Annotated in this window: 18 protein-coding genes; 7 read left to right on the top strand and 11 right to left on the bottom strand. The window is 62.6% G+C overall.

The features are described 5' to 3' along the window. Nucleotides 1-69 precede the first annotated feature (69 nt). The gene (locus HG800_RS09945) at nt 70-3,219 is read left to right on the top strand and encodes a tetratricopeptide repeat protein (RefSeq protein WP_169976424.1); all 3,150 of its coding nucleotides are present in this window, start codon (nt 70-72) and stop codon (nt 3,217-3,219) included. Next, the gene (locus tag HG800_RS09940) at nt 3,216-5,078 is read left to right on the top strand and encodes a CRTAC1 family protein (RefSeq protein WP_169976422.1); all 1,863 of its coding nucleotides are present in this window, start codon (nt 3,216-3,218) and stop codon (nt 5,076-5,078) included. Before HG800_RS09945 ends, HG800_RS09940 begins: the two co-directional genes overlap by 4 nt. A gap of 72 nt (nt 5,079-5,150) precedes the next feature. Here HG800_RS09940 and HG800_RS09935 read toward each other — a convergent pair whose 3' ends face one another. Then, entirely contained in the window at nt 5,151-6,356 is a 1,206-nt protein-coding gene (locus tag HG800_RS09935; RefSeq protein WP_169976420.1) for a pyridoxal-phosphate-dependent aminotransferase family protein, read from the bottom strand. 101 nt (nt 6,357-6,457) lie between these two features. Beyond that, nucleotides 6,458-7,087, bottom strand: coding sequence for a hydrolase (locus HG800_RS09930; protein WP_169976418.1), 630 nt, complete (start codon nt 7,085-7,087; stop codon nt 6,458-6,460). A 285-nt stretch (nt 7,088-7,372) separates the two neighbouring features. Between HG800_RS09930 and HG800_RS09925 the strand changes: the two genes are divergently transcribed. Next, the gene (locus HG800_RS09925) at nt 7,373-9,091 is read left to right on the top strand and encodes a response regulator (protein ID WP_169976416.1); all 1,719 of its coding nucleotides are present in this window, start codon (nt 7,373-7,375) and stop codon (nt 9,089-9,091) included. An 88-nt stretch (nt 9,092-9,179) separates the two neighbouring features. After that, nucleotides 9,180-10,379, top strand: coding sequence for a metallophosphoesterase (locus HG800_RS09920; RefSeq protein ID WP_169976414.1), 1,200 nt, complete (start codon nt 9,180-9,182; stop codon nt 10,377-10,379). 17 nt (nt 10,380-10,396) lie between these two features. Here HG800_RS09920 and HG800_RS09915 read toward each other — a convergent pair whose 3' ends face one another. From HG800_RS09915 to HG800_RS09890, 6 genes are all read right to left on the bottom strand, one after another. Next, nucleotides 10,397-12,544, bottom strand: a complete 2,148-nt coding sequence (locus tag HG800_RS09915) for a vWA domain-containing protein (RefSeq protein ID WP_169976412.1) — start codon at nt 12,542-12,544, stop codon at nt 10,397-10,399. Nucleotides 12,545-12,567: 23 nt separating this feature from the next. Continuing rightward, nucleotides 12,568-13,461: a DUF58 domain-containing protein gene (locus tag HG800_RS09910; RefSeq protein ID WP_169976410.1), complete on the bottom strand. Its 894-nt coding sequence runs from the start codon at nt 13,459-13,461 to the stop codon at nt 12,568-12,570. 63 nt (nt 13,462-13,524) lie between these two features. After that, a complete protein-coding gene (locus HG800_RS09905) occupies nt 13,525-13,896 on the bottom strand; it encodes a hypothetical protein (protein WP_169976408.1) in 372 nt (123 codons plus the stop codon). Between the two features lie 110 nt (nt 13,897-14,006). Further along, entirely contained in the window at nt 14,007-15,035 is a 1,029-nt protein-coding gene (locus HG800_RS09900; RefSeq protein ID WP_169976406.1) for an AAA family ATPase, read from the bottom strand. A gap of 97 nt (nt 15,036-15,132) precedes the next feature. After that, the gene (locus tag HG800_RS09895; protein ID WP_169976404.1) at nt 15,133-18,252 is read right to left on the bottom strand and encodes a VWA domain-containing protein; all 3,120 of its coding nucleotides are present in this window, start codon (nt 18,250-18,252) and stop codon (nt 15,133-15,135) included. A gap of 66 nt (nt 18,253-18,318) precedes the next feature. Next, nucleotides 18,319-19,245 carry an NHL repeat-containing protein gene (locus tag HG800_RS09890; protein WP_169976402.1) on the bottom strand — a complete coding sequence of 309 codons (927 nt, stop codon included), beginning with the start codon at nt 19,243-19,245 and terminating at the stop codon, nt 18,319-18,321. 130 nt (nt 19,246-19,375) lie between these two features. Between HG800_RS09890 and HG800_RS09885 the strand changes: the two genes are divergently transcribed. Beyond that, on the top strand, nt 19,376-19,687 hold the full coding sequence (locus HG800_RS09885; protein ID WP_182830361.1) for a Rieske (2Fe-2S) protein: 312 nt from the start codon (nt 19,376-19,378) through the stop codon (nt 19,685-19,687). A gap of 42 nt (nt 19,688-19,729) precedes the next feature. On the opposite strand, the gene HG800_RS09880 is transcribed toward HG800_RS09885, so the two are convergent. Further along, nucleotides 19,730-20,605: an MBL fold metallo-hydrolase gene (locus tag HG800_RS09880; protein WP_390622628.1), complete on the bottom strand. Its 876-nt coding sequence runs from the start codon at nt 20,603-20,605 to the stop codon at nt 19,730-19,732. A gap of 138 nt (nt 20,606-20,743) precedes the next feature. Between HG800_RS09880 and HG800_RS09875 the strand changes: the two genes are divergently transcribed. Then, nucleotides 20,744-21,853 (top strand): sugar kinase, encoded by a 1,110-nt coding sequence (locus tag HG800_RS09875; protein ID WP_169976398.1) that lies wholly within the window; start codon nt 20,744-20,746, stop codon nt 21,851-21,853. A 141-nt stretch (nt 21,854-21,994) separates the two neighbouring features. Further along, nucleotides 21,995-23,212 (top strand): hypothetical protein, encoded by a 1,218-nt coding sequence (locus tag HG800_RS09870; RefSeq protein ID WP_169976396.1) that lies wholly within the window; start codon nt 21,995-21,997, stop codon nt 23,210-23,212. Here HG800_RS09870 and pdxA read toward each other — a convergent pair. Together pdxA and HG800_RS09860 are read right to left on the bottom strand one after the other, a co-directional pair. Further along, nucleotides 23,199-24,257, bottom strand: coding sequence for a 4-hydroxythreonine-4-phosphate dehydrogenase PdxA (pdxA, locus tag HG800_RS09865; RefSeq protein ID WP_235963568.1), 1,059 nt, complete (start codon nt 24,255-24,257; stop codon nt 23,199-23,201). The two genes, HG800_RS09870 and pdxA, sit on opposite strands and share 14 nt — an antisense overlap. Continuing rightward, nucleotides 24,257-24,433 carry a hypothetical protein gene (locus HG800_RS09860; protein ID WP_169976394.1) on the bottom strand — a complete coding sequence of 59 codons (177 nt, stop codon included), beginning with the start codon at nt 24,431-24,433 and terminating at the stop codon, nt 24,257-24,259. The genes pdxA and HG800_RS09860 overlap by 1 nt, the downstream gene beginning before the upstream one ends. Nucleotides 24,434-24,516 lie beyond the last annotated feature (83 nt).

Here is a 24,516-nt window from a genome sequence, read left to right as displayed (position 1 = left end):
AATTGATCGGCTCATCCTGCCGAGGGGGGTTTGCCTATGTCTGCGACGGAACGTCCTGCGCCTCGTCCGATGCGTGATCGCCGGGGGTTTGTCTACAAGCCGGCAATCGGCAAGGGGCTACGTCCCTTGCTCTGGATCGTCTTGATCGGCTTCGCCGTGCTGGGCGCGACGGGGATTTACATGGCCAGTGTCACGTTGTTGACCTGGCTGAGCGGAGCGCCTCAGGATACCTATTTCTACATGCTCATGGTGGCCCTGCATCTCTTGCTGGGCTTCGTCATCATCGTTCCGTTCATCGTCTTCGGCTTCGGTCACCTGCTGACCTCCAGGAATCGGCCGAACCGTTCGGCGATTCGCCAGGGATACTGGCTGCTGGGAACGTCGATCATCGTCTTGATCTCTGGAATCGTCCTGATCCGAATCGGCGGGTTCGAGGTGCGGGATCCGGTCCTTCGGGAAATCGGGTACTGGCTGCACCTGATCACCCCTCCGCTGGCCATTGTGCTGTACGTGAGGCATCGTCTGGCCGGGCCTCGGATCAAGTGGCAGTATGCCCGGATCTGGACGGCAGCCGTCGGGGTCGTGGTGGTTTTGATGGGATTCATGCACGCCTTCGACCCGAGGGAAACGAACAAGGTCGGGCCTCGCGAAGGAGCGCAGTATTTCTTCCCATCAGAGGTCAAGACAGCCGACGGCAACCTGATTCCGGCAGAGACCTTGATGATGGACCAGTACTGCATGGACTGCCATCAAGATTCGTACGACGGCTGGTTCCACTCGTCGCACCATTTCAGCTCGTTCAACAACCCGATGTATCTGGCGAGCGTCCGGGAAACCCGAGAGGTCTCGCTAGCCCGAGACGGAACGACCCGAGCCGCCCGATGGTGCGCCGGCTGTCACGACCCGGTTCCGTTTCTCTCCGGGAAGTTCGACGACCCGAACTATGACGATGTGAATGATCCGACCGCTCATGCGGGGATCACCTGCACGTCGTGCCACTCCATCACACACGTCAACAGCACGCGTGGGAATGGCGACTACACCATTGAGGAACCGCAGCATTATCCCTTCGCCACAAGTGACAATGCGGTATTGAAGTGGATCAACCACACGCTGGTCAAAGCGAAGCCGGAACTGCACAAGCAGACCTTCCTCAAGCCATTGCACAAGACGACGGAGTTCTGCTCGACCTGTCACAAAGTCAGCCTGCCCTTCGAGCTAAATCATTACAAGGACTTCACACGAGGGCAGAACCACCACGATTCTTACCTTCTGTCCGGTGTCTCCGGCCACGGAGCGAGAAGCTTCTATTACCCCGAGGTGGCGAAGACGAATTGCGCGGAATGCCACATGAATTTCATCCCGTCCGATGACTTCGGCGCTCGTAATTTCGACGGCGAACCCGGTCGGGAGATCCACAATCACCTGTTCCCGGCGGCGAATACAGGGCTGGCCTCGGCCCTTGGGCACGAGGAGGCCATGAAGGCTCATGCGGAATACTTGCAGGACAAGAAACTCCGCGTTGATTTGTTCGGCGTGATCGAAGGGGGCACAATCGACGGAGAACTGATCGCTCCGCTTCGGCCAAAGGTTCCGGAATTGAAGCCGGGGAACTCGTATCTGATCGAGGTCGTCGTGCGGACGCTCGGTGTCGGCCACCACTTCTCACAGGGGACGGTGGACTCGAATGAGATTTGGGTGGAGCTGACGGCATCGAGCGACGGCCGGGTGATCGGCAAGTCGGGTGGCATGGACGACGACGGTCATGTCGATCCATACTCGCGGTTCCTTAACGTCTACATGCTCGACCGGTACGGTAATCGGATCGACCGGCGCAATCCTCAAGACATCTTTGTCCCCCTGTACAACCGACAGATTCCGCCTGGGGCCGGTCAGGTCGTCCACTTCCGGATCGACGTGCCGAGTGAGGGCGTTTCCGGACCGATTGAGCTGGAGGCGAAGGTCAACTACCGGAAGTTTGACCGGACCTATCTGGACTTCATCTACGGCGAAGGGCAATGGCCCGACCCGGACGGCGACGGCGAACCGGACCTCTTGCCGACTGTTGTGATGGCACGAGACTCGATCCAGCTGCCGGTTGCCGGGGGACCCACGCCGGAGAACCCTCCGTCGCCGATCGAACAGGAATGGCAGCGCTGGAATGATTACGGCATCGGTCTGTTCCTCGAAGGAGGAGAAACGGGAGCCCAGAAGGGACTCTTAAAACAGGCCGAGCCTGTCTTCCTGACCGTGGCCGAACAGTACGGCAAGGCCGACGGCTGGGTGAACCTTGCCCGCGTCTATCGACGCGAAGGGCGCATTCCCGAGGCGCTGGAAGCGCTCGAAAACGCCGCGGCTGATCCGGAGTTCAAGGCCTCTTGGACGATCAACTGGCTGACTGGCCTGATCAACATGGATCAAGGAAACCTTGATGCTGCGATCAAGAACTTTGAAGACGTGCTCAACACTCGCGTTCCGGCTCGGAAGTTCGATTTCAGCAAGGATTATGTCGTCATCAATGACCTCGGCCGAGCGCTTGACCGTCGAGGACGGATCGAACCGCTTGATAGCGAGGAGAGGCTCTCGTACATGAGCCGCGCGGTCGATGCGTTCCGGCGTACGTTGGCCCTCGACTCGGAAAACGAGGCGGCTCATTTCGGGATCGGCCAGGCCTATGCGGAGTTTGTTCGGACGCGATCGGCGCTTGATCCGTGGGAAGGACCTCCTCCACCTCCCGAGAATCTGATCGAAACCGCCAAAACGATCGCCAACGGCGCCAATGCGAAGGACAATCGCGCCGCAACCAACCAGGCCAAGGCCAGAGCCGAGCAGTCTCGAACCATGACGCGGTTGATCGAGGCGTTCATCAACGGACCAAGACCGCCTTTTGCGTCACGAGTCGGCATCTTGATCGAGGTCAGTACGCACCTTGGCAAGGCCTGGGAAACCGAGGTCGACGCCGAGGCCCGCTCGGAACTGTCGAGGGCGCTGGAGACGGCCCATAAGGCACTGCATGATCTGGTCCGACCCGATGAAACCGCCCAGGGTCGGGCGATTCAGACGGCTCGGCAAAACAATCCTGCCGCAGACATGAACGCGCAGCCGATTGTCATCTACGACCTGCATCGTCCGGGAGCACCGGGACTCCCCGAGAACGCCAGCCGTCGTGAATCCGTAAGCGAAACCGAGGATCGAGCCAGCAACGAGGTGACGGAATGACTCCTTCCACAAACCACTCAGGCGGATCGACGATCGAAGTCTTGAACTGGGCGATGATCCTGGTCGTGGTCGGGGCCATTGCGCTGGCGATGACCGGTTGTGGAGGCGAGGCGAGCACCGAGTACGTGCCTCAGGCCGCTGCTCCGGAACGTGCTCCGATCGTTGAGGTCGCCGCCTTGCCGACGGTGCGCTATGTCGAGATCACCGACGAAAGCGGCATCGACTTTGTCCACGAGAACGCGGCGAGGGGAGAGAAACTGCTTCCCGAGACCATGGGCTCTGGCGTGGCCGTCATCGATTACGACACCGACGGCGACCCCGACCTCCTGTTTGTCAACCAGCTTCCCTGGGATGCGGAGGAAGGCAGTACAGGAGGCCCGACCATGGCCCTTTACCGGAATGACGGTACAGGGCACTTCGCTGACGTGACCTCGGCCGCCGGTCTGTCGATTCCGATGCATGGCATGGGGGCGGTCGTGGGCGACATCGACAATGACGGCGACCCTGATCTTTACATCACCACGGTGTCCGGCGGTCGTCTGTTTCGGAACGACGACGGGGTTTTTGCTGAGATCACCGAGGAGGCAAACGCCAAGGCCGGCGACGGCTGGCTCACGTCCGGGTCATTCTTCGACATGGACAACGACGGATTTCTGGATCTGTTCCTGTGTGCTTATGTCGATTGGTCGGCCGAATACGACAGCTCTCAAGGGTTCCAGCTGACCGGGACGGGGTCGGAGCGGGCGTACGGGCCGCCAACCGCGTTCCGGGGGGATCACAACATCGTGCTCCGCAACAACGGAGACGGGACCTTTACCGATGTCAGCGAGGAGGCCGGGATCCGACTGGTCACCCCGGAGCTGAAAGACCCGATGGCCAAGGCTCTCGGCGTGGCCCCGTTCGATATCGACGGAGATGGATTTGTTGATCTTGCGATCGCCAATGACACGGTGCGGAACTTTCTGTTCCGGAACAATGGCGACGGGACGTTTGAGGAACTGGGGATCGTCTCCGGGGTCTCGTTCGATCCTTCGGGCCAGGTTCGGGGGGCGATGGGGATTGACTGGGCCCACTTCCGCAACGATCGCTCGCTGGCGCTGGCGATCGCCAACTTCGCGAACGAGATGACCGCGTTTTACGTGGCGGATGATCCGTCTCGAATGCAGTTCATCGACCTGGCGAACGTCTTCGGCCTCGGGGCGCCGACCCAGCCGCCCTTGAAGTTCGGCCTGTTCTTCTTCGATTACGACCTCGACGGCCGGCTCGACCTCCTGTCGGTCAACGGCCACCTTGAGTCGGACATCGAAAAGACCCAGGCGAGCGAAACTTACCGCCAGTCGGCCCAGCTGTTCTGGAACAGCGGACGCCCGGGTCCGACCCTGTTTACCCAGGTCACCGCCGAGACGGTCGGCCCCGATCTGTTCACGCCGATCGTGGGTCGAGGCAGTGCCTATGTCGATCTCGACGGCGACGGCGACCTCGACGTGGTGATGACCTCCAACGGGGAGCGTGCCCGGATCTTCCGTAACGACGGAGGAAATGAGAATAACTGGGTGCGTCTGAACCTGGTCGGGCGCGACTCGAACCGCGACGGTATTGGCGCCCGGCTGGCTCTGAAGGCCGGGGGGACCGAGCAACTCCGGCAGCATTTCCCGGGCAAGGGGTATCTGTCGTCGGTCGAATTCCCGATCACCTTCGGGCTAGGATCGGCCGATCAGGTCCAGTCGCTGCGCATAGAATGGCCCTCAGGGGCTTCGACTGAACTGAGCGATCTGGAGGTCAATCGCACGTATACGATCGACGAGTCCGAAGGGATTGTCTCATCCGACGGGCCGAAGGAAGGCCCCGGCGAAGGTTGAGTTCCTGATCACACCTTCGCCAGAGGAATTGATGTCAACTGGACGGTCAAGGACGACCGTCCGGGGCAAGGATCAGGCCGAGGCCGTCGCGGTGGTGGCCTCGGCATAAACCTCGGCAGCGGCGGCCAGTGCGGCGCCGGGCTCGATGGAGACGCCGGAGTCGCGGAGGCAGGTTTCCAGGGCAGCAAGGACGAGGGTGACCGACTCGCGCCGGGAGCCGTAACCCATCAGGCCGATCCGCCAGGCGCGGCCTTTCAGGTCGCCGAGGCCGCCGCCGATCTCGACGTTCCAGTCGTGGAGCAACCGCTTGCGCACGGCCAGGTCATCGACGCCTTCGGGGATGCTTACGCAGTTGAGCTGCGGCAAGCGGTGACCTTCAGCCGTGACGTAGTCGATCCCCATCGCCTTCAGGCCGGTGGCGAGGGCCCGAGCGTTCAGGGCGTGGCGGGCGAATCGGGCGTCGAGCCCTTCTTCGAGGACCAGGGCCAGGGCCTCGCGGAGGGCGAAATTCATATTGATCGGCGCGGTGTGGTGATAAAAGCGGTCGGAACCCCAGTAGCGACCGATCATGGTCATGTCGAGATACCATGACTGCACCTTGCTCTTGCGGTTCTTGATCGCCTCAATTGCCCTCGGGCCAAACGAGACGGGGGCGAGGCCTGGGGGGCAGCTCAGGCACTTCTGGGTGCCGGAGTAAACGGCGTCGATGTCCCAGGCATCGATCTCGACAGGCACGCCGGCGAGCGAGGTCACGGTGTCGATGGCGATCATCGCACCGTGGTCGTGGGCGATGCGGGCGATCTCCTGGACGGGCTGATGAGCACCGGTCGAGGTTTCGGCGTGGACGATGCCGACGAGCTTCGGGCCGACCTTCTTGATGGCGTCTTCCACCTCCTGAGGGTCGAAGACCTCTCCCCAGGGGCGTTCGATGGCGGTGACCTCGGCCCCGGCGCGCTGAGCGACATCGACCATCCGGCCGCCGAAGACGCCGTTGACACAGACGAGCATCTTATCGCCCGGCTCGATCACGTTGACGACCACCGCTTCCATGCCGGCTGATCCGGTGCCTGAGACGGCCAGGGTCAGGGGGTTCTCGGTACGGAAAACCTGGCGGAGCATCCCCTGCATCTCGTCCATCAAGGAGACGAACTCGGGGTCGAGGTGGCCGACTAGGGGCATCCCCAGCGCCGAGAGAACGCGAGGATGAACGTTCGACGGTCCAGGGCCGAGCAGGACTCGGGGAGAAGGCTCCAGGGGCTTGGCGGCAGGTGTGGTCACGGGAAGAGTCCTTCGGGAAAGTCGGATGCGAAGTCAAGGTGATCGAGGATCAGCGATAGACGCATCCAAATCGCGTCAATCGCGAGTCAGGAACGAGGGGATCACTCGTCCTCATCTGGGTCGGTATCTTTGGGACGGGGGCGGTCCTTGTGCTTGTCCTTGCGTTTCCGAGGGGGGACGAAGTCGCGGACGAGGGCGCTGATGGCCTTGAATTCCGGGCGATCGGACGTCTCAGCCCATTCGAACAGGACGGCCTCGGTCGTCGTCAGGACGGCCCCAGCCCGTTCCATGCGTCGCAGGGCAAACTCCCAGTCCATCGAGTTCCGCGAGCCGACGGCATCGGCCGGCACCTGCACCCGGAAGCCGCGGTCGATCAGTTCCAGGGCCGTCTGGGCAACACAGACATGGGCCTCAATCCCCGTGAGCGTGATGTGACGGACGTCTCGCTCTCGTACCCGCTCTTCCAGCCCCGGAACGCCGAGGCAGTGAAAGGTCCGCTTTGAAGGGCGATCGGGAATCAACTCTTGCACCTCGGCAACCGTCGAACCAAGCCCTTCGGGATATTGCTCGGTGGCCCAGACCGGGACTGAAAGCAATTGGGCCGCTTGAATCAGGCGCACAGCATTCGCCACGACGAGGTCGCCATAGCGCATGGTGTCCAGGAGCTTCCCCTGGAGGTCAATGACAAGCAAGCCCCCCTCTCGGGCGGTCAGGCGGTCGGGAGAGGACATGGGGTGCGTCCTTCGTTTGAATCGTCTCGGCATGGCGTTTTGCAATGGGATTTGGAGCCGATGCTAAGGCCAGTTGAACAGGGGTGTCAAGCAGACGGAATCCCGGGGGCCCGATGGGGGTCACGAGTCGCAGGGTCGATCGGTAGGTGGCTTGTCCGATCGGGCTCGGCTGAGTTAGGATGAGTTTCCATCGGGGGACCTGTTGAGCTGCTTGAAGACCATGCGCCCAAGGCGTGCTTGGCGTCGAGGTTCGATTGCGTTGCGGTGCCAAGGAGGTCGTCTCGCGTGTCCGAGAAGCCTCGTGTCCTGGTGATCGATCGCGAGTCTGACCCTGCCTGGCTCTCTCGCTCGGCGTTCGATGACGCGTACGAGATCGTTCAGGCCCGGAGTATGGCCCGGGCACTCTACTTGCTCCGTGAGGAGCAGTTCGAGGGCGTCTTCGTCACCGCCTCGCAGCTTCCCCCGCTGCGCTGGGCGGGTATGCTCCTGCAGTCGGATGAGATTCTCGAAGCGATCGCCGACGGCGTGGCCGTGGTTGAGCCGCAGAGCCAAAGGGTGCTCTGGTACAACCCCGAATTCCGCAACCTCGTCGCCACCGAGGGGGATCCGATCAACCGGCCCTTCTTCGAGGTCCTTGCGTTTCCCGAGCGTTGCGAGCCGGATCTCTGTCCTTTTCAGCAATCGCAAGCGACGAAACAACCCGCCGGGTGCGTCTTGAAGCTGGGCACCGGCAACTACTTCCGGCTGAATGTGACGCCGATCCTCGATGGTGAGGGAGGGTTACAGTCGCTCATCGCCCTGACCCGCGACATCACCGACGAGGTGCTTCAGGAGCAAAAAGTCCGCGCCATCAACAAGGCCGGCGAGGAACTGGCCGATCTGACTCCCGAAGAGCTTGCCGCCCTTCGGGTCGATGAGCGGATCGACGTCCTGAAGTTCAACATCGTTCGCCACATGCGCGACCTGCTCGGGCTCGATTTTATTGAGATTCGATTGCTGAAACCGTCGGGCAAGCTCGAACCGGTGTTGACCGAAGGAATGACTCCGTTGGCGGCCGATCGGGAGCTGTTCGCGGCCGAGACCGGCAACGGCGTAACCGGCTACGTGGCGGCGACGGGCAAGGGCTACCTGTGCGACGACACGACCCAGGATCCGCTTTACCTGGAAGGGGCCGTCAACGCCCGAAGTTCGCTGACCGTCCCCCTCGTCAGGCATGGGCGGGTCATCGGCACCCTAAACGTCGAGAGCCCCAAGCCGAATGCCTTCGATCGCCGCGACCAGCAATTTCTCGAAATTTATGCGCGCAACATCGCGTCGGCCCTGACGACTCTGGAATTGCTTGAAGCCGAGAAGGTGAGCACGGCCCGGGCCTCGGTCGAAGCGATCGTCAAGGAGCTGGCCTTGCCGCTCGACGACATCCTCGGCGATGCCACCACCGCGCTCGACCGCTACGCCGGGCACGACGAGGACATCGTCAACCGCCTTCGACACCTGTTGTATCGCGCCCGCGAGATTCGAGGCCTGATCCGACGCGCCGGGGCCACCGTGCTGCCCGAAGGTTCTCGGAACGCGAGACCTCCGAAGCGCCTGGCCGACGCAAGGGTTCTGGTTGTTGATGCCGACGAGTCCATTCGCTGGGCGGCCCACCAATTGCTGGAACAGCAAGGAGCGACCGTCGAAACCGCCCGAGACGCACTGGAGGCCATCGCCCTGGCCCGGCAAACTCCCTACGCCGCGGCCCTGGTCGATATTCGCCTGCCCGATCTCGACGGTTACGAAGCGTACCGCCGCATTCGGGAGGTCCAACCGGGGGTTCCCGTCATCTTGATGACCGGCTTTGGCTACGATCCGACACACTCCATTGTCAAGGCACGCAAGGAAGGCCTGCGCACGGTTTTGTACAAACCGTTTCATGTTGATCGTCTTATTGAAGCCGTCGAACAAGCTGTCCGGTCTCCCGAGCCGATTCCCCCGGCCGACGGTTTCCCCCCGGCTGTTCAATGATTTCGAATCGAAACCGTTGTCCCGAAGCCGCAATCGTCGCGTATGTGATTTGGATGTGTGAGACTCTGACTGACACTGAGGTCAAACCATGATCGATGGCTCGATCCTCGTCGTTGTGGCAGTGGGGCACCTTTGCCTCGCCGTGCTGGCCGTGAATGTCTTTCACGGGCTTGGAGTTCCGGAAGGAACGCCGGCGAGAGTGGTGAAAGGGCTCTGCCTGGCGTTCCTGATGTCCATCTCCCTCGTTCTGATGGGTCTGTTCCTGGTGCGGCCCTGGGAAAACTGGCCGACAGTCGCTCGCGCCTACACGATGCTGTGTCTCCTGATCGGGCTGGTGGGCCTACCGCTGGTCACGCTGGTCCGTCATCGGAGACGCTTACCGCCGGGGGTTTCGGGACATTCTCGGACGGTGGAGCTGACCGAATCGGTCCCCCGAGACGAGATGATCGGCACTGCCTGGGATTCGTTCTGGCTGCGGCTGCCCGGCAACCAGGCGTTTCACCTGAGCCTGACCGACTGGCAAATCGAGCAATCCGGCTTGCCTCGGCCACTCGAGGGGCTTCGTATTCTGCACCTGACCGACTTGCACCTGACTCAGGCGTATTCCGATCGCTTCTTCGAGACGATGCTCGCCCAGGCCGAGGCGTTCGACGCTGATCTCGTCGCCTTTACGGGAGACCTGATCGACGACTCGGCACTGCTTGACCGAGTCGAGCCCCTGCTCGGGCGATTCCGAGGACGCTACGGCCAGTTCGCGATCCTCGGGAACCACGACTACCGAACCAATGCCTCCGGCGCGTTCGTGGCCTTGCGATCGGCAGGTTACACGATGATCGAGGGGTCCTGGCGGCTTATCGAGGCCGACGACGGTGCCCGCGTGGCGATCGGCGGTACGTCGAACCCGTGGGGCCCGCTTCCCGATCCCAACGCGATGCCCGAGGCGAACGTCCGAATCCTGCTCAGTCACTCGCCCGACCCGCTTGCCTGGGCCGCTCGTCAGGGGATCGACCTGATGCTCTCCGGCCACACCCACGGCGGACAGTACCGGATTCCGGTGATCGGGTCGGTCTTGCTGCCGAGCCGATACAGCCGGCGCTATGATTGCGGGTTCTTCCAGCGTGACGAGACGGTCCTCTTCGTCTCCCGAGGGATCGCCGCGCAGCATCCCTTGCGCATCAACTGCCCGGCCGAGATCAGCCGATTGACCCTCCGGGCCTCCTCCCGATTGGCAACGCCGGCCTCGTCGCGCGCCTCAACCCGGGCAATGACCCTGCAAGGGCAAGGCTGATCCGTTGAGCGGAATCGTCAGATGTAGACACGTCGGTTATAGATATACCACTCAACCAGGACGAAGCCGAGCGCGCCCAGGGCCAGCCACCACCATCGGTCGAGGCGGGCCGGTTGTGAGGTCCGGGTACCGGCGACCTCGGTGTAACCGATCTTGATGAGGTAAGGTTCGGCCTCCCGAGCAGTCACACCTTCGGGAGGAATGCCCCGAGGGGCAAGGTTACTTTCCCGAGCGTCGAACAGATTGACGGCAAACACGCTGCGCTCGATCGCGTCGTCGCTTCCCCAGGAAACGCGGTAAAGCCCTGGTTCGTTCGCCGTGTTGAAGACGAAGGTTCCGAGATCGGAACGGCGAACGTCGATCGAAGGCCCCTGGGGAGGGTCGATCGTGATTTCATCTGCTGTCGGAGCCGCCCGTAAAACGACCGGCTGGCCGGGACGCTGCACCTGATCACCGAGCCCTTCCTCGACGTTGCCGAGAAATCGCAAGGTGTTGTAGAGAAAGACCGGGAAACTGAGCTTCGTGTGCCAGTCGGTGTTCAAGGCCCGCTCCTCCCCATAGATTGAGAAACCGACGACCGCGTCGGAATACCCTTCCCGAGGAGTGACAAAGGCAATCGGCCCCTTGTCACTCTCGATCAAGGTCGTCGAGCCTGGAGGGGGATCGACGACGCGGGCTTCTCGAATCAAGACGAGCGGCAGGTCGCGGACGTATTGCAACATGGGATGAGTGATGTCCCAGTCGAGCACGATCGGCGCTTCAACCAGTCGAGCACGTTCGAATGTCTCGCCGGGGGGCATGGCACCAAGGTAAAGGGTATTGCCGACGGGAGGGTCGCTCGGAGCAACGCGGTCGAAGATGATCAGATCATAAAGTCCCGCAAGCAACGCACGCTGGATGTCGTCGGTTTCGAGATCGTCGGGACGAATCTCAACGACCTCTGCGGCATCGCCGGCCGTGGCGGTGGTCAGGGCATTGAGCAGATAACGATTGCCGGACGTGACAACCAGGACGCGAGCTTGCCGAGGGCGACCGATCGCGGCATAGGCATGATTGTCTTGTTCGAGGTCATCTTGCAGGTCGAGCCGGACCTCGAGCCCCACTGGGCCGGGGTCGGGCAGGTCGAACTTGAAGGAGCGAGAGCCTCGGGCGGGCAAGGAAATCTCAATGGCGTCGATCAGGCGGCCTTCGCTGATGGGCTCGTCCAGCTCGTGACGAAGCAAGCGGGCAATCGTCTCAATCGGCTCATCACGATAATTCCGCACACGGCCAAACAACTGAATCTGGTCGGGGCGCTCCTCGTTGCGAGCGGTTTGCAGGGCAAGGATGGCGACATTGTTCGACGGAGGAGTGGTGGGATCGACGGTCTCCTCGTCGGTCGCGGCAGGGGTCGAGGGGCTCAGGACCGGAGGCTGACCGAGGACCACGATCTCGGGAATCAGGTTACCGAGGCTGAAGCCTTCAACATCGGGAAAGCCGCCATCGGTGTAGATCATCAACCGAGGAGGCTGGACTTCGCTCGCGATCTCACCTTCGCCGAATTGCTTCGACGGGTTGGCCAGGCCGGCGGCGACCTCGAGCGCCTCGCGCAACGAGGTTCCGGCGCGGCTGGGCCGGATGGAGGCAATCCGTTCACGAAGCTGAACCTTGTTTCCCGTATATGTCGAGACAACACGAGCCGTATCGGAAAAAGAAATGACCATTGCGAGATCATTCGATCCCATCGAATCGACGAGATCGAGGGCTCGTTTCCTGGCCTCGTCAAGCCGATTGGGCCGGATGTCGGTGGCGGCCATGCTTGCGGAAGTATCAATGGCGATCACGTAGCGCTGACCGACTCGGGTGCTGCCTTTCATTTGAGGACCGAGCAGGGCGAAGAGCACGAGGAACACGGTCATCAATTGGAGAAAAAGCAGGAGATTTCGTCTCAGTCGTTGAAAGAGACTGTTGACATGAAGATCCTCCATGCTCCGCTTCCAGAGAAACGTGCTGGGGACCTGGACCGGCTTTCGGCGCAGCTTGAGGAAGTAGAGCAGGATGATCGTGACCGGCACCCCAACCAGGATCGCCCAGAAGGTCGGCCCCCAGGCCGAAGACCAGGGGACCGGGGGGTCGAACTGAAGGTTCAACCCTCCGAGAGGGTTCGCCTGAGCCAGAAGGAACATCGGACCGGCCTCCGCGATCGCTATCACTTGACGAGCCCTCGCTCGCGCAAGTAATTCAGGATCAGCTTATCGAAGGGAGCGTGGTTGGTCGTAAAGATGTGTGAGATGCCGCGTCGGGTGCACCACTCTCGGAAGCCGCCGACGTAAGCGTCGAGGGTCTCCTTGTAGCGTTTTAGAAGCGGAGCGCTGACCGTGATTTCAGCCTCGTCGTCGTCTTCGCAATCGACGAGGCGCAGGTCGCCGGTCAGTTCGGGCTCGACTTCTTCCCGGCTGAGCACCTGGACGACGTAGATATCCATGTCTCGGGCGAGCAGGTAGCGTAACGCATCCTCATAGCCACGCTTATCCATGAAGTCGGAGATGACGACAACGATCCCCTTCCCAGGGTGCTTGATGGCGAAGGATCGGGTGGCGGCGGTCAGATCGCTGCTGCCGTGGGCCTGGAGTTGATCGAGGTATTGCACCACACGCCACATTTGGGATCGGCCCCGAACGCTGGAGAGTCCCGGCTCAAGAACGCTGCTGAACGAGTCGACAACGATTCGGTCGTGGTTGACCAGGCCGATAAACGACAGGGCCGCGGCCACCTGCTTGGCATAGTGCAGCTTGGTCGGCTCTCCGAAGTCCATGGAGAGGCTTGTATCGACTAGCGTGTAGAAATGAAGGTCTTCTTCTTCAAGAAACAGTTTCAAAAAGAGCTTATCAAGCCTGCCGTAGACGTTCCAATCGATGTGACGGAGATCGTCACCGACGGAGTAATTGCGGTGGTCGGCGAACTCGACCGACGAGCCGCGCCGCTTGCTCCGTCGCTCGCCTTTCATGCGGCCGACGAAGATCTTCCTGCTGATCAATTCGAGTTGCTCAAGCTTTGTGAGAAACTCGGGGTCGAGCAGCGGAGAGGGTGTTGCGGTGGACATTTGAGGAACCGCCTCAGGACACAGGAAGTCTTCGTCGCAGGCCACAAGCGATGAAAGGCATGATCATGCGGCGATATCCGTCAAGACGAACAACCCGATCATCAAGGCCGCCGACAGGCCAAGCCCGACGATCCAGGGCACCAGGGCCGCCAGGATGATCACCACGCGCTGCCAGGTCTGGTCGGTGGGCCTTCGGCTGAGAAAGCCGAGGGCCGTGTACCAGCTTTCCAGCACCACGAGCGAACCACCGATGAGAACAAGAATGCCCAGTAGTGCTTCAAACACGAATGCCACCACCGCACCACTGAGAACCAATGCACCGAGCACGAGCAAGCACGCCAGATCCCCTCGGGTGAAGGTGAGCGGCTCGTTTCTCGGCGGCATCCAGGAGGTACCGGAAGGAGGCGGGTCGTAAATGTCGTGCTGACTGGCCATGGAAACGGCATCACGCGGGGAGCGTTGGGAAGATCAACGTCGAGGAGGATTCAGGAGGCGAAACCAACGGCTGTTGAACCATCAGGGAGACAATCAGGTCCTCGCGTTGCTCAGGCGGCGGCCACCGGGTCTTCAGCCTTCTCGGAAACAGCGCCGAGCACTTTCAGCAGCAGCTCGTCTGTGTCGATCCCTTCGGCCTGAGCTTCAAAGTTGAGCAGGACCCGATGGCGGAGGCTCGGGAGGTAGACGCGGCGAATATCCTCGAAGCTGACATTATAGCGCCCGTCGAGCAACGCACGGACCTTGGCGGCGAGCACGAGGGTTTGCACCCCTCTCGGACTGGTCCCCCAGCGGATGTACCGATTGGTGACATCGACGGCGAACGGTCCATCGGGGTGGGTCGCCAGGGCAAGTCGAATGGCGTAGTCTTGCACGTGGGGAGCGATCAGGACCTCTCGCACAAGGGCTTGGCATTGCATCAAGGTGTCACCATCAATGACCTTTTCGGCGTGCGGCGTTTCCCCTCGGGTCGTGCGGTCGAGGATCGTGGCCAGCTCCTCTCGGGTTGAGTAGCCCACGACGAGCTTGAACAGGAAGCGGTCGAGCTGGGCCTCGGGCAAGGGGTAGGTCCCTTCCTGCTCGATCGGGTTCTGGGTCGCGAGTACAAAGAACGGTTGCTTGAGCGTGTGGATCGTGCCGCCGACGGTGACTGATTTCTCCTGCATGGCTTCGAGCAGGGCCGACTGGGTCTTGGGTGTCGCGCGGTTGATCTCGTCGGCCAGGATGATCTGAGAGAAGATCGGCCCGCGCTGGAATTCGAACATGCGGCGGCCGTCGGGGGTTTCCATCACCACGTTTGTGCCGAGGATGTCGGCCGGCATCAGGTCGGGTGTGAACTGGATGCGGTTGAAGTCGAGCGAAACGGCGTCGGCCAGGGTCCGAACGAGCAAGGTCTTGCCCAGTCCTGGCACCCCTTCGAGCAGCGCGTGTCCTCCAACGAACAGGCAGGTCAAGACGCCATGAACAATCTCGTCATGCCCGACGATCACCTTGCCGATCTCGTCCTTCACGCGGCGGTAGGCCAGGCGGAAGGCATCGGCTCGGGCTTCCATCGAGTCGTTCGTCGCGGTGTCGCTCATGGTGAGGTTCCGGGTGCGGGATCGTGTGCTTTCGAGTTTCGAGAACCGGAGAATCGGATACGTCGGGCGATGGGGCGGCCTTTGGGGAAGTAATCACTCAGGAGGACCGCCCCGAGGGGTTGTCCTTGTCCTGCTCGCGCTCTTCCCAGACCTTCTTCTTGGCCTTGAGAAGGCGATTGGTGTATGACTCCTCGCCGGGCTTCTGCGTGGGAGCATCGGTGCCGAGGCCGCCGCCGGGCCGCGCCTCGGGAGCCGAGCGGGGGCGATCGGGAACAACACCGGTTGAAGCCGTTGGGCTGACGGCACCGGTCGGCGGCGCCGAGGCGGGAGGCTCGAACCGGGTGGCTCCGCGAGAGCGGTCGATCTGCTGGCCGACCTCCAGCTTGCGGCTCTTAAGCTTCTCGATGTACTCCTCGCGGGGGGCAACCTCCTTGCCCCGGAGCGTCTTCAACGCATCGGCAACACTTCGTCGCATCCGGGCAAAATCGGGGGCAATGCGGCGGACACCCACGTCACCGACGAAGATCAAGGCCGCGCTAAAGAGCATCCAGTGCCAGATCGGCCGATAGGTGCGCGGAGGCTGGACGTTCGAATCACGTCGGAAGACGTCGGCTCGGGCGGCCGTTCGCTCGCCGCTGGGGCGGCCATCGGGATTGGTCACCCACGAGAAAACCTCACCGCCGGTGGCATCGGCCAGACTTTCAAGCAGGACGGGGTTGGAGCGGAGGTCGCGGTACTCGTCCGAGTAAGGGACGGAGAGGCCGGTCGTCAGAATCCCCTGCGCTCCGTCGGGGCCTCGATAACCGAGGGTCACGAAGTAGTTGCCACGAGCCTCGGCGTTCTCGATCGTCCCTTCGTACTTGCCGGGGGCCACCTGAACCAGTTCGACCGATTCTCCCGGCGCGTTGAGTTCTCGGTTCGGCCGGTTCACGATCCCCTGAAACTGGAGGAAGTTCAGAAACTCGTTCTGTGCGTCGACGGCATCGACGACCACCTTGATTCGCCCTTCCTCACGACGGAGCGAGACATTCAGATTGCCGCGATCGACAGGCCGAAGCGCCCAGCGAACCAATTGCGACCAGAAGGCGGAGTAATTCTCCCAGCTCGCCCACTCCGTCGCCCACTTTTGTCCGGCATCGGACGTGAACGCCACGGATCGACCAAGGCCGTAGCTCCAGTGGGCCAGCACCGGGTTGAGCTGACCCGCCGGGTTCGGGGAGACGATGGGGACCTCAACCAGCTCGTTCTCCTTCACGCTGCTCAGGACCAGGCCGCTGATCGGTGGCAGGTCCTGGGGCAAGCCGAGCAATGGCTCGCTCTGGTACACCATTGATGGTGTCCAGGCCGGAGGAGGGCCTTCGAAGATCAACGGTCGAGAGATCAAGCGTGCTTCTTTCTGATAGATCCGAGGCAAGGCTTTCGGATTCGTCACGTTGTAGAAGCGGCCGTTGGTCGCCTCGGCCAATTGCTGCATCACTTGAAGTGATCGCAGGTCGTTGCCGTGAGCAGCGGTCAAGACGGTCGTCACGGTGATCTTCGCGGCCTTGAGCTGGTTGATCACCTGGGCCGTGGGTGCCGCCGGGTCGCCGTCGGAGATGACCACAATGTGCTTCGACATCGCGTCGGTCTTCTGCCGCAAGCCTCGCAACGACATGATGAGCAACGGGTTGAAGTCAGGGGCGTCGCCGGGGGTCATGCGGTCGATAGCCCGGAGCATCGCCGGCTTCGATGGACCGATCTCGCGGAGGGTGAATAGCCAGGCTTCCTGACCCGACCAGTAGGTCAGGCCGGCGTAGTCGTAGCTGGAGAGGGTCTTGAGCGCCTCCTGGGCGACGACCGCCTGCCAGTAGTTCCCCTCGGGGATCTCGCTGGCGTGCATGATCATCACCATCGCCGCCTTGCCCTTGACCTTCAGGGAAGGGATTTGCATATCGACCGGCAAGGCTTTTTCGATCGGCGTATTCATCCAGCCGCCGGCGCCGAACGAGCGGTCGCCGCCGACCATGATCAGGCCGATCCCCTGATCCTGCACGGCGGTGGCGATCAGGTCTTGTTGCTGGTCGGTGAAGGCGTCCTTGGGAACATTGGCAAGGATAATGGCATCGTATTTCTGCAATTCGGCCAGGTCGGTCGGCAAGGGATCACCGCCCACGAGCCCGGCGCCGGTCACGTCTCCCGCGGCAAGGCTGGTGACAGCCAGTTCCTTCGATCTCAGGGCCTCGACCAGCGATTCGTGCTCGTTCGCCGTGCCTTCGATCAACAGTACATTGGCCTCGCCCCGGTACTGGGTGAACGCCTCGGCCATGTTGTTCATGGCGCGGTCGGCCCGGTAGCCGCGGCGGAGATCTTCCTCGGGGATGAACTGAGCAAGATACGTGTAAAAATTCGGATCGGTAATGTCTTGCTTGATCCGGAAGACGTTCACTCCGCGTTGGAGCTCAACCTCGTTCAGCGTGTCGATCGGAATCGTGGAGTTGTCGGCCCTTTGATAGACTTCCAATCGCCCCCGAGCCGGAGCCGAAGCGCGAACGACAACGTTGATGTTGACCGTTTCCCCCTTCTTCACGTCGGGGGGCAAGGCAATCTTCTCGACCAGGACCTCGCGGTCGTAAAGGTAATCGACCGGCAAGACGTCGATCTGCACGTCGAGCCCAGCGGCGGCGAGCGCCTGTTCATAGGCGGTGCCTCGGTTCTCGTTGCCGTCCGAGACGACGACGATTCGCCGGGCCGAATCGTCGGGGAAGGTCGCCAAGGCGAGCTTCAGGGCCGAGCCGAGGTCGGTGTACTCGGTGTCGATCGTGCTCTGGATGCCGGATAAGGTCTCGGTATACGGGGCAGGGGGGCTCTCAACCTTCGACTCCTTGCCGAAGACGACCACGCCGGCCCGGTCTCCAGGGCGCTGGTGCTGACTGATGGCGCGGTTGATGAACTCCAGCATGGGCCCCTGAAGGTCGCCCGGAATCGATCGCGAGGCATCGAGCAGGAAGATGGTCGTCAGCGATTCATTCCGGCGGACAAGCTGCGGGTCGGCCAGCGCGAGCGCAAGCAGGGTGACGACGCTCCCGCGCAGGACGATGGCGATCAACCGACGAACCGACCCCAGACCCGCCAGGCTTCTCGTACTGAGCAGCACGAGCGGCGGAAGCAGGACGGGAATCAAGAGCAACCACCAGGGCTCCAGAAAAGTGAGCCGGAGCGTCCCGAGGCTGTCGAGCATGGCAAGAGATCCTCTGTCGTCATCCCGGCCGGGCAGTCCCGCCACGAGGGTCCGATCGCAGCGGAGTCAGAATCGGAACCGCTGGACACGATGGTTATTTGAGTCGATCACCGAGACGGCCCCCTGACTGTCGACCGCTAACGCCCAAGGGTTGTTCAACTCTCCAGGGCCGCGACCGGGACGTCCCCAGGTGCCGAGCGATCGGCCGTCTCGGGTAAACTTCTGAACGCGGCAGTTCGCGTACTCGCAGACGGAAAGATGACCATCCGGCCCAATGGCAACGTCGTAGGCGTAGTTGATCTGGCCGGGTTCGGAGCCTCGGGAACCCCAGAGGTCGATCAGTTCCCCCTGGGTGTCGAAGATCTGGATGCGATGGTTGCAGGCGTCGGCGACGTAAAGGCGATCCTCCTCGTCGATGTCGAGCGCCGCCGGCCGGACAAACTGACCGGGGCGGTGCCCATGCCCTCCCCACTGTCTGAGCCATTCCCCCTCGGGAGAAAAGACCTGAATGCGGTCGTTCTCGCCGTACTCACTGATATAGAAGCAGCCGTCGCGGTCGATCACCACGTCGGTCGGGTAGTCGAACCGGCCGGGGGTCGATCCCTGAATGCCGTCGCCAATCTGGAACAGGAGCGACCCGTACCGATCATAAACGAGGATCCGGTAGAAATGGGTATCGGCCACCAGAACGCGTCCCAGACGATCGACCGTCAATCCGCTCGGACCGTCGATGTTCAGGTCGGGGGTCCGCCAGTGCCGTAAAAAGGTGCCGTCCCGATCGAAGACCTGAATGCGGTCGGTCAGGTCGGCGATGTAGAGCAGGTCGTCTGCGTCGAAGGCTGCCACCCGAGGTTTTTGCAACCAGCCGGGCTTGGTGCCGTGGATCCCCCAGACCAATTCCGGGTAGGATTCCCGACCCAGATCGCACCCCGAAACCCAGGAAGTCGCCGCCGAGGCCACCAGGCCCCCCAGAAATCGGCGTCGCGACGGCATGGCGTCCTCAGGCCAAGGAATCTCTTCCGAAGGGAATCACGCTCCCCTACGATACCCAGACAACCGTCAGATCAGCAACTCCGAAGGGTTTCGTTCGCCGAGAATACTGGATCGATCATGGAGCAAGGCTGTGGGACGATCGGTCGCCGTCTGTCGGGTTTCGGAGGTTCCCGAAGGCCGGGGGCGAGTGGTTCGCCTCGACGATTGGGTGATTTCGGTCTTCCGGGACGGCGATCGGATCGTCGCGATCCAGGATGCCTGTCCGCATGCCGGGGCTTCGCTCGGGAGCGGTTGGGTCGAGGACGGAGCGGTCGTTTGCCCCTTGCACCGGTGGCGCTTTTCCCTGATCGACGGCCGGTGTCTTGGAGGAGGAAGGCCTGACGAGGGGGTCTCTTGCGTTCCGGTCGAGGTCCGAGAGGGCTGGGTCTGGGTGAGCGTTTGAGGGTTGCACGTTTCCTCGGCTTCAACCGGTTCCAGGCCCGCCTTAAAGCCAGATCTTCACTCGATCGCGAAGACCGTCGGGCAGGGTGCGAGTCACGATCTTCTGGATCAGGTCGGGGTGCAGTCGGGTCGAGAAGTGAGAGGCGATGATCCAGTCGTTCTTGAAGCGGTCGGCGCGGGCCACGAAGTCATCAAGGTGCATGTGGCCGTACTTGTGGATGCGGTCGGGCCGTTCCCCCTTGGCGACGAAGGTCATTTCCAGGATGAGCACCTCGGCTTCGAACGCCTCGGGGTTCGAGTCAAGTCCCACTGGGTTCGTATCGCCGAGGTAGGCGAGGCGAGCCAGCCGAATCTCCTTCGTCACCTCGGTTCCCGAGAGGCGGAGGTCTCGGATTTCGGGGCCGGAGAGGCCGTGATACTCAGGCAAGAGTTTCTTCCGGCGCTCCCAGACAATGTAGCCGAGCGACGGGATCGTATGCTTCGTCGCGACGGCCGAGACGATCAGATCGCGGCCAAGCTGCACCTCCATGCCTGGCTCCAGCCCGACCAGGTTCGCCAGTTGTTTTCCCCGATCGAGCCGCTGACAGGCGCGGAGCAATGCATGGGCCGGCTCGACCACCTCGGTCGGCATGTAGATCGTCGGCGGTTCCATCTTCATCAGGCGGCGGCGGGCCACGTAGACCGGCAGGGCGGCGATGTGGTCGAGGTGCCCGTGCGAGACGAACCAGGTCGGCGTGCTCATGAAGCTCCAGGGCTGCAAGCCGAGGTCGAACCCGAGCTTCAGCTCCGGCACCCGCCAGTAGGTCTGCACGGCGGCCCGCGAGTAGCCTTCGATTGTCATTCCATTGTGGGCAAAGGACCGCACCGGCGCATTATCAACCGGGTGCTCCAGGTCCTCGGGGGCGGCCCCTTCGAGCACGTCTGACACGTCTTTCCGTCCTTCGATCTCGTTCCCTGGGTGAGGTTCTCGTGAGATGATAGCAAGAGAGGCCCCGACCTGGCGATCGGTTCGCGCCCGGATCGGCCTGGAGAGCTTCGCAACCGAGGTGCCGTTCTGATGTCCCGTCGCGTGCTTGTGTTCGGTCCCGCCTACCTCGATCGCGTGCTCCGGGTCGATCGCCCGCTCCTGCCTCCCGAGTGGGACGCCGGGCCGCTCGATCTGAGCGTGGGAGGCCGTTGGCTCGTCGAGGATCAACGGGAGGCTTCGCTGAGGCTCGAGGATCCTGACGGAGGCTCTCTCTTCATCGATCTGCCGGATGACTGGCCGGAGTGCCCGGGAAGCGGAATCGAGCTAGATCGCCTGCTCCTGCCAAACCGGGGTGTTTGGTATCACTCCGTCAAGGGATTGAACTGGCAGGATGACCTCGGCGGGATGGGTGCCGGCTTCGCCGCAGCGCTGGGCGGGCTCCTGGTCAGTGCCCTCGGCCCGGAATCCGACCCGACCTCTGCCCGGATCGCGTCGATGCTGGCGGAACAGGGAATCGAGCATCATCCAATCCGAGTTCCCGACACTCAGGCCGACTGGACCCTCTTAATCTCCAGCGGCCCACACGGTGACAAGCTCCCGGTCGGCTTCCGAGGGTGCCACGCCTCGCTCTCCGAATATCCGGGGCCAGTGGACTGGGGTTTCGACGTCCTGGTCGTCGCCTCCTTGACAAACCAGCTCATCCGATCAGCCCTGGAAACGGTGTCGGCCCGAGTCAGGGTCTTTGCCCCGACCTTGAAGAACATGACGGACCGCGAGCCTCCGCTTCTCGCATTTGCCGATCGGTTGGAACTGCTCTGCTGCAACCGGCAGGAGTGGGAGGCGCTGGCCGATCGGGAGGCGGTTGCCCAGATCATCCCGATCCTCTCGATTTCCGACGGCCCGAACGGCGGGATCATTCGCTTCCGCGACCCGTCCGGTGCCCTTCGAGAACATCACGAACCGGCCTTCCCCCGTGATCATCCCCCCCGAGACACGAACCGGGCCGGAGAGTCGTACGCCTCGACTCTGCTCACCACCTTGCTCGACGCCGGCTGGCAAGGGGGGCCGGTCGAGGCCGGCCTCATCGAACACGCCGCACAGCGGGCCGCAGCCGCCGCAGGATTGGTGATCGGCCACGAGGACTTCCGCTTTCCAACCCCCGAGGAGATCGACGACACCGTCCGACTCGGACGGATTTGATGAGCGTTTCTTCGTGGAGGTGGTGAACAGCGGCTCGGGCTGCCGATCGCAGCCGGAGCACTCTACAATGAACATCAACACCTCGGCGCGGAGGCGAGGCGAAACGATCTTCGGCATCTCGGGTTTCGGAGTACGCGGCAAATGGGACCACCGATGATCGACGCCGTCTTCGTGCTCGCACAGCAAGCGGCTGAGGCGGAGGGAGGACGAAACTGGGGCTGGCTGGCCGACCCGAGGACAACCGTCCTGTTTGTGCTTGGCTCGATCGTCCTGATCGGCGGCGGCCGTCGCCTCTTGATGGCCAGCCGGGCACGCAAGGCGGTCGATCGCCTGGCAGAGCCGAATGTAACTCCGGAGGAGATTGTCGCTGCCGCCGAGCACGGGCGCCCCGGCCTCATCGAGTTCTTCCGCCTGCTGGCCGAGGGGCAGACCCCCGAAATCCGATCGGCCGCTGGTCGCGCCCTGGCGATCGTCTGGGCGAACGACGACCTGATCCCGGAGGAGGAAAAAGCCGTCCTCACCCGAGGGTTCGACGTCCGCTGGCGGGCAAGACGCCGCTACCCGAGAGCCATGACCACTCCCATTCCGATTGAAGTCACTTACGGCCTGCCGTTCCTGGAGGACGAGGGACCCGGCATCCACCCCAACGACCTGGAATGGTCGCACCGAATCGCCGGCGCCGAGCGGGCCGCCCTCGAATTGCCGAGCGGCTGGCGGGCCGGGGCCGGTCGCGCAACGTTCACCATCGACCCAGGCGACTTTCCGACCAACGGCCCGCATCGCCTGATCCTCAAGGCGACCGGACGAACCGGACCCGGGCTCACCTCGAACTGGGAGGTCGAACCGCCTCACGTGCCGTTTCAAGTCGAGTTCGACCCAAAGCTCACTCCGGATGCCCTGTTCACCATGCCCGACGCCTCGAAAGGCGAGGCAATTGCCGCGGCCATCCGGCTCTCGGCCCCTTCGTCACCTGATGATGACGAGCCCCGATTCCTGGACTTGCCGGGGGAGTTCGTCGTCCGCGATCCGCCGGTGCTCCAGATCCAAGTCCCCTTGCCCAGCGACCTGGCTCACCGCGTCAGAATCGAGTTCGAAGGCATGGCCGTTCGAGCCGGTGCCGGTCAGGTGGTCGTCACGTCGAAGCAGGAAGAATCCGGCCAACACCTCGGCTCGATCGAGTTGGCGATTGGTCCCGTGATCGGGTTGCCTCCCGAGACATTCGACCGGCCGGGGGAGGTGCGTCTTCGGGCCACTCTGGAACCCGACCCGGACCTCGGCTGGGCCGATCCCGACGTCCGATCCCTCTGGCCCGAGACGATCACGACGGATTGGTACCCGGTCCGGCTCATCCGACGCTAAGCTTCGGCCTCGCCAGTTGCCCCGCCACCCGAACCGCGGCGATCAGACTGTCGGTCCGGACAATCCCCATCCCGGCGATGTCGAAGGCTGTGCCGTGCGCAACGCTCGTTCGGACAATGGGCAGGCCGAGCGTGATGTTCACTGCTTGGTCAAAGCCAATGGTTTTCAGGGCCACGTGGCCCTGATCGTGATACATGGCGACCACGGCGTCGAACTCGCCGTCCAGGGCTCGGGCGAAGAGGGTATCGGCCGCGATCGGCCCCTCGACGCTCACCCCTTCGGCCGAAGCCCGAGTCACGGCCGGGCCGATGATCCGGATCTCCTCGTCCCCGAACAATCCGTGCTCTCCGGCGTGCGGGTTCAAACCCGCAACCGCGACTCGAGGGACACGCCCATCGAGCAACGGCCGCATCGACTCGGAGGCAAGGACGATCGTTTCAACAACCCGATCGACCGTCAGCAAGTCAAAAACCTTGCGCAAAGGGACGTGCAGGGTGACGTGGATCACCCCTAGCCCCTCGCGCGATCCTTCGCGAGGCGGCAGGTAGAGCATCATCGCGTGGCGAGGAACCCGGCAGCGATCGGCCAGGATTTCCGTATGTCCCGGATAGGGCACGCCACCGGCGTGGAGCGACTCCTTGTTCAAGGGCATCGTCGTGATCGCGTCGACCCGACCGGCCAGGGCCAGGTCGATCGCCGTGATCAGGAACTCATACGCCGCCCGACCAGCCCGGGCATCCACCTTCCCCAGCGGCACATCAAGGACATCAACCCCCGGAACCTCCAGGCAAGGAATGATCTGATCGGTCGGTTCGGCCGACTCGGGACGATCAACCCTCCTGACCTCCAGGTCGAGACTGCACGAGACGACCGCCCGTTGCAACGCCTCGGCGCAGCCGATCACGACCGGCCTGGCCAGGGCTCGGAGGGGGGAATCGGGCCAGGCCCGGGCAATCACCTCGGGACCGACCCCGGCCACATCTCCCATCGTCAGCGCCACGAGCGGCCGATCGTCCGCCAACGTCAGGTCCTCCGCGTTTCTCATCAGTGCGTTTCGATCCGTCTTGTATCCCTGACCGTGGGGAGCGGATCACCGGCCGGGACCGATGCCGATGCCGCGTCATCGAACTCGATCGGCTTCGAAGGCAGGGTCTGATCAGGACCCTCAGCGCAGCCGGCGAATGCGATCAAGGTCAACCAGAGCACGGTGGGGCGAATCATGGCGAATCGTCTCAAGGAATCCTCGTCACTGTGCCCATTGCGTCCGATTCCGTTCGATCAAACGTCATCGTCAATCATAGGGA

It is taken from the genome of Tautonia rosea (assembly GCF_012958305.1).
GTDB classification, from domain to species: Bacteria; Planctomycetota; Planctomycetia; order Isosphaerales; family Isosphaeraceae; genus Tautonia; species Tautonia rosea.
Note: the sequence above shows the minus strand (reverse complement) of the source record. Positions and strands in the feature narration are given on the sequence as shown.